Annotated in this window: 18 protein-coding genes; 8 read left to right on the forward strand and 10 right to left on the reverse strand. The window is 67.1% G+C overall.

The window, feature by feature from the left end:
- Window positions 1–135: 135 nt before the first annotated feature.
- The 10 genes from MTR62_RS10725 to coxB form a co-directional block, all read right to left on the reverse strand.
- Window positions 136–1,023 carry a class I SAM-dependent methyltransferase gene (locus MTR62_RS10725; RefSeq protein ID WP_244020598.1) on the reverse strand — a complete coding sequence of 296 codons (888 nt, stop codon included), beginning with the start codon at window positions 1,021–1,023 and terminating at the stop codon, window positions 136–138.
- The gene (gene thrC / locus MTR62_RS10730) at window positions 1,023–2,423 is read right to left on the reverse strand and encodes a threonine synthase (RefSeq protein ID WP_244020600.1); all 1,401 of its coding nucleotides are present in this window, start codon (window positions 2,421–2,423) and stop codon (window positions 1,023–1,025) included. The genes MTR62_RS10725 and thrC overlap by 1 nt, the downstream gene beginning before the upstream one ends.
- Window positions 2,424–2,558: 135 nt before the next feature.
- Window positions 2,559–3,125 carry an SURF1 family protein gene (locus MTR62_RS10735; RefSeq protein ID WP_244020602.1) on the reverse strand — a complete coding sequence of 189 codons (567 nt, stop codon included), beginning with the start codon at window positions 3,123–3,125 and terminating at the stop codon, window positions 2,559–2,561.
- 152 nt (window positions 3,126–3,277) lie between these two features.
- Window positions 3,278–3,631 (reverse strand): DUF983 domain-containing protein, encoded by a 354-nt coding sequence (locus MTR62_RS10740; RefSeq protein ID WP_244020604.1) that lies wholly within the window; start codon window positions 3,629–3,631, stop codon window positions 3,278–3,280.
- A 94-nt stretch (window positions 3,632–3,725) separates the two neighbouring features.
- Entirely contained in the window at window positions 3,726–4,547 is an 822-nt protein-coding gene (locus tag MTR62_RS10745; RefSeq protein ID WP_244020606.1) for a cytochrome c oxidase subunit 3, read from the reverse strand.
- Between the two features lie 85 nt (window positions 4,548–4,632).
- Entirely contained in the window at window positions 4,633–5,253 is a 621-nt protein-coding gene (locus tag MTR62_RS10750; protein WP_244020608.1) for a cytochrome c oxidase assembly protein, read from the reverse strand.
- Between the two features lie 4 nt (window positions 5,254–5,257).
- Window positions 5,258–5,416 (reverse strand): hypothetical protein, encoded by a 159-nt coding sequence (locus MTR62_RS10755; protein ID WP_244020609.1) that lies wholly within the window; start codon window positions 5,414–5,416, stop codon window positions 5,258–5,260.
- Window positions 5,417–5,424: 8 nt separating this feature from the next.
- Window positions 5,425–6,384 (reverse strand): heme o synthase, encoded by a 960-nt coding sequence (locus MTR62_RS10760; RefSeq protein ID WP_268739793.1) that lies wholly within the window; start codon window positions 6,382–6,384, stop codon window positions 5,425–5,427.
- Window positions 6,385–6,511: 127 nt separating this feature from the next.
- The gene (gene ctaD, locus MTR62_RS10765; RefSeq protein ID WP_244020611.1) at window positions 6,512–8,197 is read right to left on the reverse strand and encodes a cytochrome c oxidase subunit I; all 1,686 of its coding nucleotides are present in this window, start codon (window positions 8,195–8,197) and stop codon (window positions 6,512–6,514) included.
- 34 nt (window positions 8,198–8,231) lie between these two features.
- Complete coding sequence (coxB, locus tag MTR62_RS10770) at window positions 8,232–9,233, reverse strand: cytochrome c oxidase subunit II (RefSeq protein ID WP_407672666.1); 1,002 nt, start codon at window positions 9,231–9,233, stop codon at window positions 8,232–8,234.
- A 207-nt stretch (window positions 9,234–9,440) separates the two neighbouring features.
- Between coxB and pyrE the strand changes: the two genes are divergently transcribed.
- Genes pyrE through ruvX form a run of 8 tightly spaced genes read left to right on the forward strand, consistent with a single transcriptional unit; the run spans window position 9,441 to window position 15,312 of the window.
- Entirely contained in the window at window positions 9,441–10,025 is a 585-nt protein-coding gene (gene pyrE, locus MTR62_RS10775; protein WP_244020613.1) for an orotate phosphoribosyltransferase, read from the forward strand.
- 58 nt (window positions 10,026–10,083) lie between these two features.
- Window positions 10,084–10,827 carry a pyridoxine 5'-phosphate synthase gene (locus tag MTR62_RS10780; RefSeq protein ID WP_244020615.1) on the forward strand — a complete coding sequence of 248 codons (744 nt, stop codon included), beginning with the start codon at window positions 10,084–10,086 and terminating at the stop codon, window positions 10,825–10,827.
- On the forward strand, window positions 10,824–11,084 hold the full coding sequence (locus MTR62_RS10785) for a hypothetical protein (protein ID WP_244020617.1): 261 nt from the start codon (window positions 10,824–10,826) through the stop codon (window positions 11,082–11,084). Before MTR62_RS10780 ends, MTR62_RS10785 begins: the two co-directional genes overlap by 4 nt.
- A complete protein-coding gene (gene acpS, locus MTR62_RS10790; protein WP_244020630.1) occupies window positions 11,081–11,494 on the forward strand; it encodes a holo-ACP synthase in 414 nt (137 codons plus the stop codon). The genes MTR62_RS10785 and acpS overlap by 4 nt, the downstream gene beginning before the upstream one ends.
- Window positions 11,495–11,511: 17 nt before the next feature.
- A complete protein-coding gene (gene lepB / locus MTR62_RS10795) occupies window positions 11,512–12,435 on the forward strand; it encodes a signal peptidase I (RefSeq protein ID WP_244020632.1) in 924 nt (307 codons plus the stop codon).
- Window positions 12,432–13,613, forward strand: a complete 1,182-nt coding sequence (locus MTR62_RS10800) for an AI-2E family transporter (protein WP_244020634.1) — start codon at window positions 12,432–12,434, stop codon at window positions 13,611–13,613. The genes lepB and MTR62_RS10800 overlap by 4 nt, the downstream gene beginning before the upstream one ends.
- A gap of 32 nt (window positions 13,614–13,645) precedes the next feature.
- Window positions 13,646–14,809, forward strand: a complete 1,164-nt coding sequence (locus MTR62_RS10805; RefSeq protein ID WP_244020636.1) for a DUF3089 domain-containing protein — start codon at window positions 13,646–13,648, stop codon at window positions 14,807–14,809.
- Entirely contained in the window at window positions 14,806–15,312 is a 507-nt protein-coding gene (gene ruvX / locus MTR62_RS10810; protein ID WP_244020642.1) for a Holliday junction resolvase RuvX, read from the forward strand. Before MTR62_RS10805 ends, ruvX begins: the two co-directional genes overlap by 4 nt.
- Window positions 15,313–15,441: the final 129 nt, after the last annotated feature.

Consider the following 15,441-nt stretch of genomic DNA (forward strand, 5'->3'; position numbering starts at 1 on the left):
CAATCGGCCCAAGCACGACACCGTACCAAAGCGACATCTCACCCAAGCCTGAGATTGCGACGGTATCACCAAGTCCAGACAGTCCACAGGGTCAAGGGATGGTAAATCCCTTGAAAAATCCTGCTTTTCGTCAATTCAGGCCGGGTTCGACCAGCGGGCGAAGATCGCGGTGGGGAGGAGGCGTCCTGCGGCGTCCTCGCGCACGGCGAGGTCGCCGTGTTCGATGGTGCCGGGAAGGTCTGCAAAGAGTTCGTCCATTAGCCCGGCGAGCGCGAGCGAGGACATGCGCACCGCGTAGACGGTGAGGAACAGGAAGCGGCTGTCCGCGTCGAGCAGCTGGCGGCAATCGGCGAGGAGCGCGGGGAGGTTTTCCTCCAGCCGCCAGGTTTCTCCGCCCGGCCCGCGCCCGAACTTGGGCGGGTCGAGGATGATGCCGTCGTAGCGGCGGCCGCGGCGCACTTCGCGGGCGGCGAACTTGGCCGCATCGTCGATCATCCAGCGCACCGGGCGATCTTCGAGCCCGGCGAGGGCGGCGTTCTCGCGCGCCTGGGCGACCGATTTCTTCGAAGCATCGACGTGCGTCACGCGGCCATGCGCGGAGAGCGCCAGCGTGCCGACGCCGGTGTAGCCGAACAGGTTCATCGTCTCGGCGTCGCTACGCCCGGCGAGCTGGCCGCGCATCCAGTCCCACACCGGCGCCATGTCGGGGAAGAACCCCAGGTGGCGAAACGGGGTGCAGCTGGCGGTAAAGGAGACCTCGTTCCAGGCGAGCGGCCAGCCTTCGCGCGGCACCTCGCGATCGAACACCCATTTGCCGCCGCCATCCTCGTCCGAGCCGGGGATGAATTCGCCATCGGCGTCCCACTGCTCGGACTTGGGCGTCCACATCGCCTGCGGCTCAGGGCGCACGAAGCGCCGGTTGCCGTAGCGTTCGAGCTTGCGGCCGTGGCCCGAATCGACGAGACCGTAGTCCTCCCAGCCTTCGCCCACCATCAGGACGGGAGAGGTGGAAAGCGTGGCCATCAGATCTTGGGTTCGGCGTGCTGGGCGACGTAGGCGGCCACGGCGTCATAGTCGCCGGGCAGGTGCGCGCACTTTTCCTCGCGGTCGAACAGATCGCCCACGCGCGCGGGCAGGCTCGGGCGGTGGCCGGTCGAACGCTCGACCGCGTCGGGGAACTTGGCCGGGTGCGCGGTCGCCAGCGTGACGACCGGCGTGCCAGGCGCGATCCCTGCAGTGCGCGCGGCGTGGAGGCCGCAGGCGGTGTGCGGATCGATCAGCTCGCCGCAGTTCTCCCAGGCCCAGCGGATCGTCGCGGCCATCGCGTCCGGGTCGGTGCGCGAGGACTGGAACAGCGCGGCGGCGCCTTCGCGCTGCGCGTTGGTGAGCTGCATCGCCCTGGTCGCCTCGAAGCCCTTCATCTGCGCGGCCATGGCCGCGCCGTCGCGCCCGCCCAGATCGAACAGCAGACGCTCGAAGTTGGAGGACACCTGGATATCCATCGAGGGCGCGGCGGTCGGCGTCACGGTGCCTTGCGAATAGTCGCCATGGGCCAGCGCGCGGTGGAGGATGTCGTTGACGTTGGTGGCAACGATCAGCTTGGTGATCGGCAGCCCCATCTGCGCGGCGACATAGCCCGCAAAAACGTCCCCGAAGTTGCCCGTCGGCACCGAGAAGGCGACTTCACGCGCGGGCGCGCCGAGCTGGAGCGCGGCGGAGAAGTAATAGACCACCTGGGCCATCAGACGGGCCCAGTTGATCGAGTTCACCGCGCCGATGGCGAAGCGATCGGTCATCGCGGCATCGTTGAACATGCGCTTCACCATCGCCTGGGCATCGTCGAATGAGCCTTCGATGGCGATGTTATAAACGTTGGGGGCCAGCACCGTGGTCATCTGGCGGCGCTGCACGTCCGAGACGCGCCCCTCGGGGTGGAGCATGAAGATGTCCACCTTGGCGCGGCCGGCTACCGCGTCGATCGCGGCCGAGCCGGTGTCGCCCGAAGTCGCGCCCACGATCGTCAGGTTGCGCTCCGACCGGCCGAGGAATTCCTCGAACAGCAGGCCAAGCATCTGCAGCGCCACGTCCTTGAAGGCGAGCGTGGGGCCGTGGAACAGTTCAAGCACCCACTGCTGTTCGTCGAGCTGCTTGAGCGGGGTCACCGCCTTGTGCGCGAATCGGCCATAAGCCTCGGTCGTCAGCTCGAGCAGGCGCTCGTTCGTCAGGCTCTCGCCCACGAAGGGCGCCATGATCTTCGCGGCGAGCTCGGCATAGGAAAGCCCGGCCATCGCGGCAATCTCGTCGGCGGTAAAGCGCGGCCACTCAGCCGGGACGTAGAGCCCCCCGTCCGAGGCAAGACCGGCGAGCGTGGCGCCTTCGAAATCGAGCGCCGGAGCGCTGCCGCGAGTGCTGATGTAGTCCATGACTTCCCTGTGTTGACGGACCTGACCCGCCGAAAGGGCGGATCCAAGCGCTTTGCAGGGGCGGTTAGCGCCGCTTGGCCGGTTAGGCAATGCCGCTGTGACACCTACGCGGCGCGAAACCGCCATCGGCCCGGTTCAGGCGCGCAGCCGCTTGCGCAGCGCGAGCGCGTAGATGACCAGCGCGGTCAGCGCGAAGAGGAACCACTGGATCGCATAGGACAGGTGATTGTTGGGCAGGTCCGCGGGATCGGGCAAGGCGTTCGCACCAAGCCCGCCGAGCGGCGGATCGGCGACCAGACGCGGCCCCGGCGCGATCACCCCCGAGACCACGCCGCCGGGCAGAGGCGCCTTCCAGTCGGGATGCTCGGTCCAGCCCAGTACGACCCGCGCGGTCCCCCCGCCCGCCAGATGGCACTGCGCGGTGGCGGCAAAGCCCGCCGTGCCCGACCGGCTGCGCCCGGCCACCGCGCTTTGGTCCGACAGGCTGGCGCACGGAACGCTTGTCCTGCGATACCACAGCTCGGGCGAGGGTCCGCCGTCGGCGTTCCAGGCGACGGGGGCCGTCAGCCCTTGCGCGTGGGCATAATGCGCCAGCAGTGCCTCCTTTTCGCGCCGCCGCTCGAGCTGCCAGAAGCCGAGACCGACCATGAGCGCGCAGGCGAGCAGGACGACGAGCGTGGAAAGGATCGGGATATGGCGCATGGGCGGGACTCGGTGGGCAGGAGAAGAGAGGATTCAAGGACTTTGCCATCCCTTGACCCGGCATACTGGCCAACGCATGTCGCGCTACCGACGCGGTAGACCAGACGAGACGGGAGGCTGTTGCGGAGCCGAGGGCACAGGTCCGCTGACCGTCATGGCCCCGTATCGCGCTGCCCCGCCTCACCGGCCTTCCAGCGGTACTCCATGCCCAGCAGCCAGGCCTTGGCGACGCGCAGCCCGGCGATCACCAGCGCAAAGGTCAAGGGAATCCACAGCAGCGCATGAACCCAGATCGGCGGGTCGAACGCGAGCTGAACCCAGATGGCAAGCCCCGTCACCACCGCGCCGACGACAAGCGTCAGCAGGCCCGCCGGACCATCGCCGACATTGAAGCGCGACAGGTCGAGCCCGCAGGCCGGACAGGTCCGGGCAAAACGCACCCATCCGGCGAACAGCGTGCGCGCACCGCACTGCGGGCACAGCCCCAGGAAAGCGACATGGGCCATGTCGGGCCGCCCGTCCGGCCGATCCGGAGCGGGGGCCGGAGCGGGAGGCCGCGTGTCGCTTGGTTCGGGCACCTGCCGCCAGGACCTCAGCGCATCAGTGCGTCGGGTAGCCCCAGCCGCCCCAGACGTAGACCGCGACGAACAGGAACAGCCAGACCACGTCGACGAAGTGCCAGTACCAGGCCGCCGCCTCGAAACCGAAGTGCTGGCGCGGGGTAAAGTCGCCCTGGTAGCTGCGCACCAGGCACACCGCGAGGAAGATCGTCCCCACGATGACGTGGAAGCCGTGGAAGCCGGTCGCCATGTAGAAGGCCGAACCGTAAGTGTTCTTGCCGAATTCGAACGGCGCGTGCCAGTACTCGTAGCCCTGGATCAGGCTGAACAGAACGCCCAGCGCGATGGTCGCCATGAGGCCCTTCTTGAGCCCGTCGCGATCCCCGTGGATGAGCGAATGGTGCGCCCAGGTCACCGTGGTGCCCGAGGTCAGCAGGATCAGCGTGTTGAGCAGCGGCAGCGCAAAGGGGTCCATCACCGCCTCGATCGCCTTGGGCGGCCATTGCCCGCCAACCACGTCGGTCAGCGTCGAGGGGAACAGCGAAAAGTCGAAGAAGGCCCAGAACCAGCCGACGAAAAACATCACTTCGGAGGCGATGAACAGGATCATGCCGTAGCGCTGGTGCAGCTGGACCACGGGAGTATGATCGCCCGCCCTCGCTTCGTGAACGATCTTGGAAAACCAGGTCCACATCGAGGCAATCAACAGCGCAAGGCCCATCCACGGCACGAACGTCCCACCCGGCGCATCGTGCATGAACAGCACCATGCCAGTCGTGAACATCAGCGCACCCAGGGTCGTGGCCAGCGGCACGATATCGGGTGGCAGGATATGATAATCGTGGTTCTTCGTACCGGCCATGTCGCCATCATCCCCGTTATTATAGATCTGTTCTTCTTTCTCGCAGCCTTGCCCCTGGCGAAGACGGCGATCCCTTTACAGGGATTTATCGCTCCACGCCGCCCCGGTCCAGAGTCTTTGCACCCGGCGCGGGATCGCGAATCTCGGTCACGTGGAACGTGTAGCTCAGCGTGATCTGTTCCACGTCCTTGTTGTCCTTGTCCTTGAGGATCGCGGGATCGACGTAGTAGAGCACCGGCATCTTGACCGCCTCGCCCGGCTGGAGCGTCTGCGAGGTAAAGCAGAAGCACTGTATCTTGTTGAAATAGGGCGCTGCCTGTTCGGGCTCGACGTTGAAACTCGCGGTTCCCACGATCACCTTGTCCGAGGTGTTCTTGGCATAGAACAGCGCCATGTCGCGCTGGCCGATGGCGATCGTGTGGGTGGTCTGGAGCGGCTTGAACTGCCAGGGCATCCCTCGCTCGACATTGGCGTCGAAACGGATCGAGATCGGGTGCGCGATCGCCTTGACCGCGCCCGCGGTGGCCGCGTCGACACGCTGCGTGGTGCCACCGTAGCCGGTCACCTGGCAGAAGATACGGTAGAGCGGCACGGCGGCAAAGCCCATGCCCAGCATCGCGAGCGCCACGGCGAGACCGATCAGCCCGACCCGGCGGTTGCGCCGACGCGCCTGATCCGGGGACGCGAAAGGGGCGGTGCTCGCCATGCCCTCAGCTCATCTTGGCGATCGAGATGAAGAACACCAGCACCACGAACGCCGCAAGACCGAGCCCCAGCACCCGGTTGCGGGAACGGCGGATCGTCTCGAAGGCCTGCGGATCGGCCGAAAACGGTTCGGAAGGGCTATTCTTTGCGTCGTTTTCGGCCATGGCCTTCCTCAGGTTCCAATCACGATGAAGCGGTCCAGCACCAGCGCCGCGAAGAGCGCGAAGAGGTAGAGGACCGAATAGGCGAAGAGCTGCTTTTCGGGCTTCATGCGGTCTTCCTCGCCGCGCGTGCGCACGCCGACGCGAATCGAAAGCGCCAGGAAGACGAGCGACAGCACCAGCGCGCTCGCCCCGTAGAGCAGCCCCGTCCCCCCGATCAGCCAGGGCGCGACCGAGAGCGGCAGCAGCAGGACCGCATAGGCCATGATCTGGCGCCGGGTGGACTTTTCGCCCGCGACGACGGGCATCATCGGGATGCCGACCTTGGCGTAGTCGCTCTTCACGAAGAGCGCGAGCGCCCAGAAGTGCGGCGGGGTCCAGAAGAAGATGATCGCAAAAAGCACGAGCGGCATCGCGGTGATGTGGCCCGTCGCCGCGACCCAGCCGATCAGCGGCGGAAAGGCGCCCGCACCACCGCCGATGACGATGTTCTGCGGGGTCCGCGGCTTGAGCCAGATGGTATAGATCACCGCGTAATAGACGATCGAGATCGCCAGGATCGCGGCGGGCAGCCAGCCGATTGCAAAACCCATCAGGAAGACCGAGCCCGAACACAGCACGAGCGCAAAATCGCGCGCAGTCGTGCGGTCGAGTCGCCCTTGCGGGAGCGGGCGCTTGGCGGTGCGCTTCATGCCCGCATCGATGTCCGCTTCCCACCACTGGTTGAGCGCCGCCGCGCCGCCCGCGCCCACCGCGATGCACAGGATCGCGGTAAAGGCGAGCACCGGGTGGATGCGCTCGGGCGCGGCGATCAGGCCGCACAGGCCGGTGAAGATCACCAGGCTCATCACGCGCGGCTTGGTCAGCGCGAACAGGTCGCGCCAGGCGGCCGGACGCCGCACGGAGGCCGCATTTGCGCCCGCCGCAGTCGCGGTGCCGGACGAGGGTGTGGGGGGAGTCATCGTCGTCATGGTGGCCGGCCCATACACCTCTAGGCGCAATTGTGCGAGCAGGACAAATTGTCAGCCCCCGCGCGCGACGCGCGCGGGTTGCAAACGGTTGTCCCGAACGGGTCCATCATGGGTCGCTTTCGCGCCTTCAGGGATGCGCGGTTTCGGCGATGACGGGCAGCGTCTCGAACTGGTGGAACGGCGGCGGGCTCGACAAGGTCCATTCGAGCGTGGTCGCGCCTTCGCCCCAGTAGTTGTCCTCGGCCTGGCGACCGGCCACGAAGGCGTAGACGATGTTCGCCAGCCACACCACGAGCGAGGCGGCCATGACCATGTACCCCACCGTCGCGAAATGGTTCCAGTAGGTATAGGCTTCCGGATAGTCCGGAATACGGCGCGGCATGCCATCGGCCCCGAGGAAATGCATCGGGAAGAAGATCATGTTCACGCCCACGAAGAAGATCGCGAAGTGCAGGTTGGCGAGGAATTCGGAATGCATCCGCCCGCTCATCTTCGGGAACCAGTAGTAGAACCCGGCGAACAGCGCCGTCACCGCACCGAGCGAGAGCACGTAGTGGAAGTGCGCGACGACATAGTAGGTGTCGTGCAGCGCATCGTCGATGCCGCCGTTGGCGAGCACGACGCCGGTGACACCGCCCACGGTGAACAGGAAGATGAAGCCGATTGCCCAGACCAGCGGCGACTTGAATTCAAGACTGCCGCCCCACATCGTGGCGATCCACGAGAAGATCTTCACGCCCGTCGGCACCGCGATGATCATCGTGGCGGCGGTGAAGTACATCTTCACGTCGACCGAAAGCCCGGTCGAATACATGTGGTGCGCCCAGACGATGAAGCCCACCACGCCGATCGCGACCATCGCGTAAGCCATGCCCAGATAGCCGAACACCGGCTTCTTCGAGAAGGTCGAGATGATCTGCGAGATGATGCCGAAGCCGGGCAGGATCATGATGTAGACTTCGGGGTGGCCGAAGAACCAGAACAGGTGCTGGTAGAGCACCGGATCACCGCCGCCGGCGGGATCGAAGAAGGTCGTCCCGAAGTTGCGGTCGGTCAGCAGCATGGTGATCGCCGCAGCGAGGACCGGCAGCGAGAGCAGCAGCAGGAAGGCGGTGACCAGCACCGACCACACGAACAGCGGCATCTTGTGCAGCGTCATACCCGGCGCGCGCATGTTGAAGATGGTGGTGATGAAGTTGATCGCGCCCATGATCGAGCCAGCCCCCGCCAGGTGCAGCGCGAAGATGCCGAAGTCGACCGCCATGCCCGGCGAACCGTACGTCGACAGCGGAGCATAGACCGTCCATCCGGTCCCGGCGCCCAGCCCCGTGCCGCCCGGCACGAAGGCCGAACACATCAGCGAGATGAAACCCGCCACGGTCAGCCAGAACGAGATGTTGTTCATGCGCGGGAAGGCCATGTCGGGCGCGCCGATCATGATGGGCACGAACCAGTTGCCAAAGCCGCCGATCATCGCGGGCATGACCATGAAGAACACCATGATCAGGCCGTGCGCGGTGATCAGCACGTTCCAGGTGTGCAGCGTGGTGGTGAAATCGGGGTTGGTGGCCCCGAACCACTTGGCGAAGGTATCGAGGTACTGGATGCCCGGCTCGGCCAGTTCGGCGCGCATCATGCCCGAAAACGCGCCGCCGATGATCCCCGCGAAGATCGCGAAGATCAGGTACATCGTGCCGATGTCCTTGTGGTTGGTCGACATGAACCAGCGGGCGAAGAAGCCCGGATGGTCGTGCGCGTGATCGTGCCCGTGGTCGGCGGCGTTGCCGTGGAAATGGTCTGCGGTGGTGGCCATGGTCTGCACCCTTATCCTTGCGTTCGCGCGGGGCTTATTCGGCGGCGCCGGTGGAAGCCGCGAGCGGCGAATCGACCGGCACGGTCGCGACGGCGGGAGTGGCGGCGGGAGCGGCGGCCGCTTCGGCGGCGTCCTTGCCGTCGATCACCCCGCCCGGATGGGTCAGCACCCACTGGTCGTACTTGTCGCGCGGGAGCGCCTCGAGCGCGATCGGCATGAAGCCGTGCTTGGCCCCGCACAGTTCGGAACACTGCCCGTAGTAGACGCCGGGCTTTTCGACGAAGAGCACCTTCTCGTTGATCCGGCCGGGCACCGCATCGAGCTTGAACCACAACGAGGGCACCGCGAACGAGTGGATCACGTCGGCGGCGGTGATCTGCAGCCGGATCGGCTCACCGGCCGGAACCACCAGGCGGTTGTCGACCTCCAGGTGCGAGGGGCCGTCCCAGGGCTTGGTGCCCACTTCGCGCGTGCCCGGATTGACTTCGGGCTGGCCGGGAACGTTGAGCATCATCGAGACGACTTCGAAATCGCCATTGTCGGGGTAGCCGTAAGTCCAGAACCACTGGTTTCCGGTGACCTTGATCGTCAGCGCTTCCTTGGGCGCGGGCTTGTACTGCTTGGCGATGAGGTCGATCGAGGGAAACGCGATGGCCACCAGGATCAGCACCGGGAGCACCGTCCAGACGATTTCGATCGTGGTGTTGTGGCTGGTCTTCGAGGCGACCGGGTTGGCGCGGTGGTTGTAGCGCACCACCACCCAGATCAGCAGCGCTAGCACGAACAGGCAGATCACCGTGATGATCGGCATCAGCGCCCAGTTGTAGATCTTCAGCGCGTATTCACCCAGCGGCGAATACTGATGCTGGAAGGTCAAACCCCCATCGACCGGCATTCCGACGCCCGGCGTCGGCTTCATCGGCGTATAGCCTGCGGCCTCCTGCGCGAGCGCGGGAGCGGCGATAAACAGCGCGATGGAGGAAAGGCATGCCCAGGCGGCACGCGGCGCACAACGGACGGTCTGGCCGGAAATCATCGTATAGCGGTTCCGTTTCTTATATCTACGCACACGCGATTTGCCCCGCCTGTACGCTCCCCAAATGCGGAAGGCTTTTGCCCCCCATCCATCTTTTCCTATACCCGCGCTTGCCGCCCGTCTCAAGCGTCTCTAGGGGAATTTTCGATTTGGCGCGCACGAACCCGCGCGCAATACGCATATTTGATTAGAAGGATTACAGTCGCCATGCAGGAAGAAGAGGTCCTCGCGGAATTCCGCGCCAGCAAGGCGCTGCTCGAAGGGCACTTCCTGCTCTCCTCGGGCCGCCACAGCGCGCACTACCTGCAGTGCGCGCGCGTTCTGCAGAACCCCGACCGCGCCGGGCGCCTCGCGGTCGCGCTCGCCGCGACGCTGCCGCACGACATCCGCAAGCAGATCCAGAAGGTCGTCTCGCCCGCGATGGGCGGGGTCATCATCGGCCAGGAAATGGGCCGCGCGCTCCAGGTCGACGCGATGTTCGTCGAGCGTCCCACCGGCACCTTCGAACTGCGCCGCGGCTTCGCGCTCGAACCGGGCGACAAGGTGCTCATGGTCGAGGACGTGGTGACCACCGGCAAGTCGAGCCGCGAGGCGATCAAGGCGATCGAGGACGCCGGCGGCAAGGTGATCGCCGCGGCCTCGCTGGTCGATCGCACTGCGGGCGCGGTGGACCTGGGCGTGCCCTACTTCCCGCTCGTCGCGCTCAATTTCCCGACGTTTGCGCCCGACGAGCTGCCCGCAGAGCTCGCCGCGCTTCCCGCGATCAAGCCGGGCAGCCGCCAGCAGCCCTGAGGCGATCCGGGCCGCACCGACCTCCTTTCCCCGTCCTGCAAGGCAAAGCCCCGCTCCCGTGTCCAGCGTCCTCACCCCCCAGCACCTGCGCCTCGGCGTGAACATCGATCACGTGGCCACCATCCGCAACGCGCGCGGCGGCCTTCATCCCGATCCCGCCCGCGCGGCGCGGATCGTGGCCGCGGCGGGCGGTGACGGAATCACCATCCACTTGCGCGAGGACCGTCGCCATATCGTCGATGGCGACGTGCAGCGGGTGCAGGACGCGACCGGACTGCCGGTGAACCTGGAAATGGCTGCGACCGGGGAAATGCTCGATATCGCGCTGCGGCACCGCCCCCACGCGGCCTGCATCGTGCCCGAACGGCGCGAGGAGCGCACCACCGAGGGCGGGCTCGACGCCGCGGGCCTGCACAATCAACTCGCCCCGATCGTCGGCAAGCTGACCGACGCGGGCGTACGCGTGAGCCTGTTCATCGGGCCCGAACCCCACCAGATCGAAGCCGCGATGCGCCTGGGCGCTCCGGTCGTCGAACTGCATACCGGCGAATATGCCCACGCCACCGGGGCCGAAATCGCGGTCCAGCTCAAGCGCATCACCGACATGGCCGCGCTCGCCGCCAAGAACGGGATCGAGCCCCACGCCGGACACGGTCTGACGTACGAGAACGTCCAGCCGATCGCGGCGATTCCCCAGATCGCCGAGCTCAACATCGGCCATTACCTCATCGGCGAAGCGATCTTCACCGGGCTCGAGACCGCGATCGGGCGGATGCGCCAGCTGATGGACGACGTGCGGTGAGCGCGCGCGGCGAGGTCCTGCGCCGCAAGCGCCGCCAGCTGCGGCTCGTCTGCCTGCTGGTCGTGCCGCTGGCGGTCTGCGCAATGAGCGCGTTCAAGATCTGGAACGGCGTCCGCGCGGGTGACGCCTTCACCTTGCGCGATGTCCTGGTGCCCGCAGCGATGATCGGCTGGAGCCTCGTCGTCTACGTCGCGGGCAACGCGCTGCTCGACCTGATCGAGCGGTTCGCGCGCGGGAACGGGCGCGGCGGCAAATGATCATCGGCCTGGGTTCGGACCTGTGCAACATCGAGCGCATCGCCAACTCGCTCGAGACCTACGGCGAGCGTTTCCTCGCCCGCGTCTTCACCGAGGCCGAGCGCGCCAGGGCCGCCCGTCGCCCGCACACCGTGGCGGGCACGCTGGCCAAGCGCTTCGCGGCCAAGGAAGCGTTTTCCAAGGCGGTGGGCACCGGCTTCAAACAGGGCGTCTTCATGAAGGACATCGGCGTCGTCAACGCCCCCTCGGGCGCGCCCACGCTGGCGCTGACCGGCGGGGCGAAGGACCGTCTCGATGCGATGGTTCCCGCGGGCCATAAAGCCGTGGTTCACCTTACGCTCACCGACGACCATCCATGGGCGCAGGCCTTCGTCGTCATCGAAGCGCGTCCGCTTCCCCCATCCGAGTAGACTTGTTGTCCCAGAGCATGACCGACACCCCCGCCTCCCCCTCCACCACCGACGGCCCGCCCCAGCCTTCGGGCCGCGAGGAGACGGTCAACTGGTGGCATGAAGTGCGCGGCCTGCTGCTCATGCTGGTCGCCGTGCTCGCGTTCCACTCGTTCATCGCCAAGCCGTTCTACATCCCCTCGATCTCGATGATGCCCAACCTGCTGGTGGGTGATCGGCTGGTGGTGTCCAAATACGCCTACGGCTGGAACTGGTCTTCGCTGAGCTTCCACCTCATGCCGCGCGGCACCTGGCGCATCCTGGGCAAGACCCCGGCCTATGGCGACATCGTGATCGTGGTCCCCGGCAACCGCAAGGAAGACCTCATCAAGCGCGTGGTCGCGCTGCCCGGAGACCGCATCGCGGTGGTCGACGGGCGCATCCGCCTCAACGGCCGTTTCATCCCGCGCGAGGTGGTCCCCGCCACGCGTATCGCCGAAGATCCCAAACTGCAATGCGACGGACAGGCGCCGGGCCAGTGCTACGACGGATTCGAGGCGTTCCGTTCGCGCCTGCCTTCGGGGCGTATCGTCTATGACATGCCGACTTACCAGGAAACCTTGCCCAACGGCGCGCGTTACAACGTGATCGACTACACGACCCAAAGCCTCGACAACTACGAAGAGATCACCGTGCCCCAAGGCCATGTCTTCCTGATGGGTGACGACCGCGACCGGTCGGCCGACAGCCGCGCCCCGTTCGAGAACTGGGGCGGGGTTCCGGGCGGCGGCCTGGGCGGCCCGGTGCCGCTCTACGACATCGGGGGCCGGGCCGAATTCATCACCTTCTCGCTTGATGGCACGCAGTCCTGGAACCCGCTGACCTGGTGGGGGGCGCTGCGTTCGGGCCGCGCCTTCAAGAGCCTGCGCCCCGCCATCGACGCGAGCAAGGCCACCAAGTGAGCGGCGCTTCCGGGGATGCCCCGGAAACGCTTTCCCGCGACACCGGCGAGCCCCCGCAGGCGCGCCGGGCCGGGCCCACCGACATCACCGACCCGCTGATCCGCACCGAAGCGCGCAAGGCCTTCGTATGGATCGGGATGCTGCTCGCCTTCGCGCTGGTGGTGTTCCTCTCGCAATCGCTGCTGGTGATCTTCGGGGGCATCGTGTTCGGCGCGCTGCTCGACGGCGGGGCGCGGCTGCTGCGCCGCGTGCTGCCGATCGGGCGCACCTGGTGCGTGGGCATCGTGCTCCTGCTCGCGTTGCTCGCGCTGACCTGGATCGCGCGCTTTGCCGGCAGCCAGATCGCGACCCAGGCCGCCGAACTGCCCGCCACGATCGAAGGGCAGTACCACCGCGCGCTGGCTTGGCTGGCCGGGCGCGGCATCCATCTCACGGTGATCGACCTGCGCTCGATGCTGCACGAGGCGATGGGCGGGATCGGCCAGTTCACCGCCGTCGTCGGCGGGCTGATCGGCGGGCTCACCACGCTGTTCCTGATCCTCGTGCTGGGCATCTACTTCGCGCTCGAACCGCGCCTCTACCGGCGCGGGGTGGGCTGGATGCTGCCGGTCGACCGGCGCGACCATTTCGAGGGCACCTCGCAGATCATGGGTGCGGCGCTGCGCCGCCTGCTGTTCGGGCGGGTGATCGGGATGAGCGTCGAGGGGGTGTTCACCTGGGTCATGCTCCAGGTCTATGGCGTGCCGATGGCCGCGTTGCTCGGCCTCATCACCGGACTGCTCGCCTTCCTGCCCAACATCGGCGCGCCGATTTCGGGTGCGGTGATGGTGCTGGTGGGCTTTTCGGGCGGCGTGGAGATGGGGCTCTATACGCTTTTCGTCTACCTCATGGTCCACCTGATCGACGGCTACATCATCGTGCCGATGATTGCGCGCAAGACGGTGGACCTGCCCCCCGCGCTGGTGCTCGCCGCGCAGCTCATCATGGGCGTGCTGTTCGGCATCCTGGGCCTCGCGCTTGCCGATCCGCTGGTGGGGATGATCAAGATCTGGCTCGAACGCGAAGCCGCGCGCAACGGCCATGCCAACGGCCATGCCCCCAGCGCGCAGCAGCCAGCCCCGCACACCGCGCCAGAGGCGCGGGACGCGGCCACCGGACCGGACCCCGCGCGGACTTGACCGCAAGAGTGCGAACGGCAAGACACTGAGCCATGGCCCGCAAGTTCCTCTACATCGTCGCCGTCTGCCTCGTGCTCTTCGTCGCCGCGCGGCTGGCGATGATCTACTTCGCGGACGAGCTGAGCGAAATCGCCTTCGTGCCCGGACAGGAGTTCGAGCCGCAGCCACCCAAGGCCCCGGCCGACTGGAACGATCCCGCGCTGTGGGTCGCGCGGCCGGGTCTCGCCAACGATCCCTCGCGCTGGCTGCCCAAAGGCGCCAGCCGCGCGCCGCAAGGCACGGCGCGCGCGGCGGTGTTCTTCATCCACCCCACCAGCTACATGGACAAGGCGCACTGGAACGCCCCGCTGGACGATGCCGCCGCCAACACGCGCGCGCGGCTGTTCACGCAGGCCATGGCCAGCGCGTTCACCGCCGCGGGCGATGTCTGGGCCCCACGCTACCGCCAGGCGACCATCGGCGCCTTCTTCACCGACCGCGCCGAGGCGGACAAGGCGCTCGACCTCGCCTATGCCGACGTGCGCGCCGCCTTTGCGGTGTTCCTGCGCGAAAACCCCAAGGGCCCCATCGTGCTGGCCGCGCACAGCCAGGGCTCGCTGCTGCTGCGCCGCCTGATGCGCGATGCCGTCGCCGGCAAGCCCGTCGCCCGGCGGGTGGTCGCCGCCTACCTCCCCGGCTGGCCGGTCTCGCTCGACCACGACCTGCCGCGCATGGGGCTGCCCGCCTGCACCAGCGACAACCAGAGCGGCTGCGTGCTGTCCTGGCTATCGGTCGCCGATCCGGCGGATACCAGCGCGCTGCTCAAGGGTTACGCCCGCCAGCGCGGGCTCGACGGCCAGCCGGTCGCGGGCAGCGCGTTCCTGTGCAGCGATCCGCTCACCGGGTCCCAGGACGGTCAGAGCGATGCGGGCGGGAACCTGGGCACGCTGGTCCCCGATTTCGAACACCGCACCGGCGTGCTGGTGCCGCAGACCGTACCCGCCGCCTGCGGACCCGACAATTTCCTCCACATCGGCCCGCCGCCCAAGCTCGACATGGGCGAATACGTGCTGCCCGGTAACAACTACCACGTCTACGACATCACCCTGTTCTGGGAAAACCTGCGCGCCGATGCCCGCAAGCGGTTGACCGCCTGGATCGCCGCGCAGGATGCCGCCCCCGAACAGAGCGCCCCTCAGGAACCTTCCGCGCCATGACCGCCCCGTCTTCGTCTTCCCCCGCTCCGGCCGCGCTGGTCACCACCTCGGTCCTCGACTACCGCGACGCCTTTGCGGATGCGGGCGCGCTGCTCGGGCTGGACCTGGGCACGCAGACCATCGGCACCGCCTTCTGCGATCCAGGCTGGCGCTTCGCCTCGCCGGGCAAGACGCTCAAGCGCGGCAAGTTCGGCGCGGACAAGGCCGCGCTGGTCGAACTGATCGCGCAGCGCACGATTATGGGCATCGTCATCGGCCTGCCGCTCAACATGGACGGCTCGGAAGGGCCGCGCTCGCAATCGAGCCGCGCCTACGCGCGCAACCTCTCAGCGCTCGGCCTGCCGATCCTGCTGTGGGACGAACGCTGGTCGACGATGGGCGCCGAACGCGGCCTGCTCGATCAGGACATGAGCCGCGCCAAGCGCAAGGAACGCATCGATTCGGCCGCCGCGGCGGTGATCCTGCAGGGCGCGATCGACGCGCTCGCCGGAGGGATGCTGTAATAGCAACCTGAAGTGATCCCGAGGCCCAGCCTCCCGTTCATCACGCTTCCCCCGCCAGCCGCAACCGCTCCGCGCGGGCGCGCTCAGCGACCAGGCGGCTTCCGCTCGCCTCGGCCTGGCGCCAGAGCC

Source organism: Novosphingobium organovorum, assembly GCF_022832435.1.
In the GTDB taxonomy this organism is placed as follows: Bacteria; Pseudomonadota; Alphaproteobacteria; order Sphingomonadales; family Sphingomonadaceae; genus Novosphingobium; species Novosphingobium organovorum.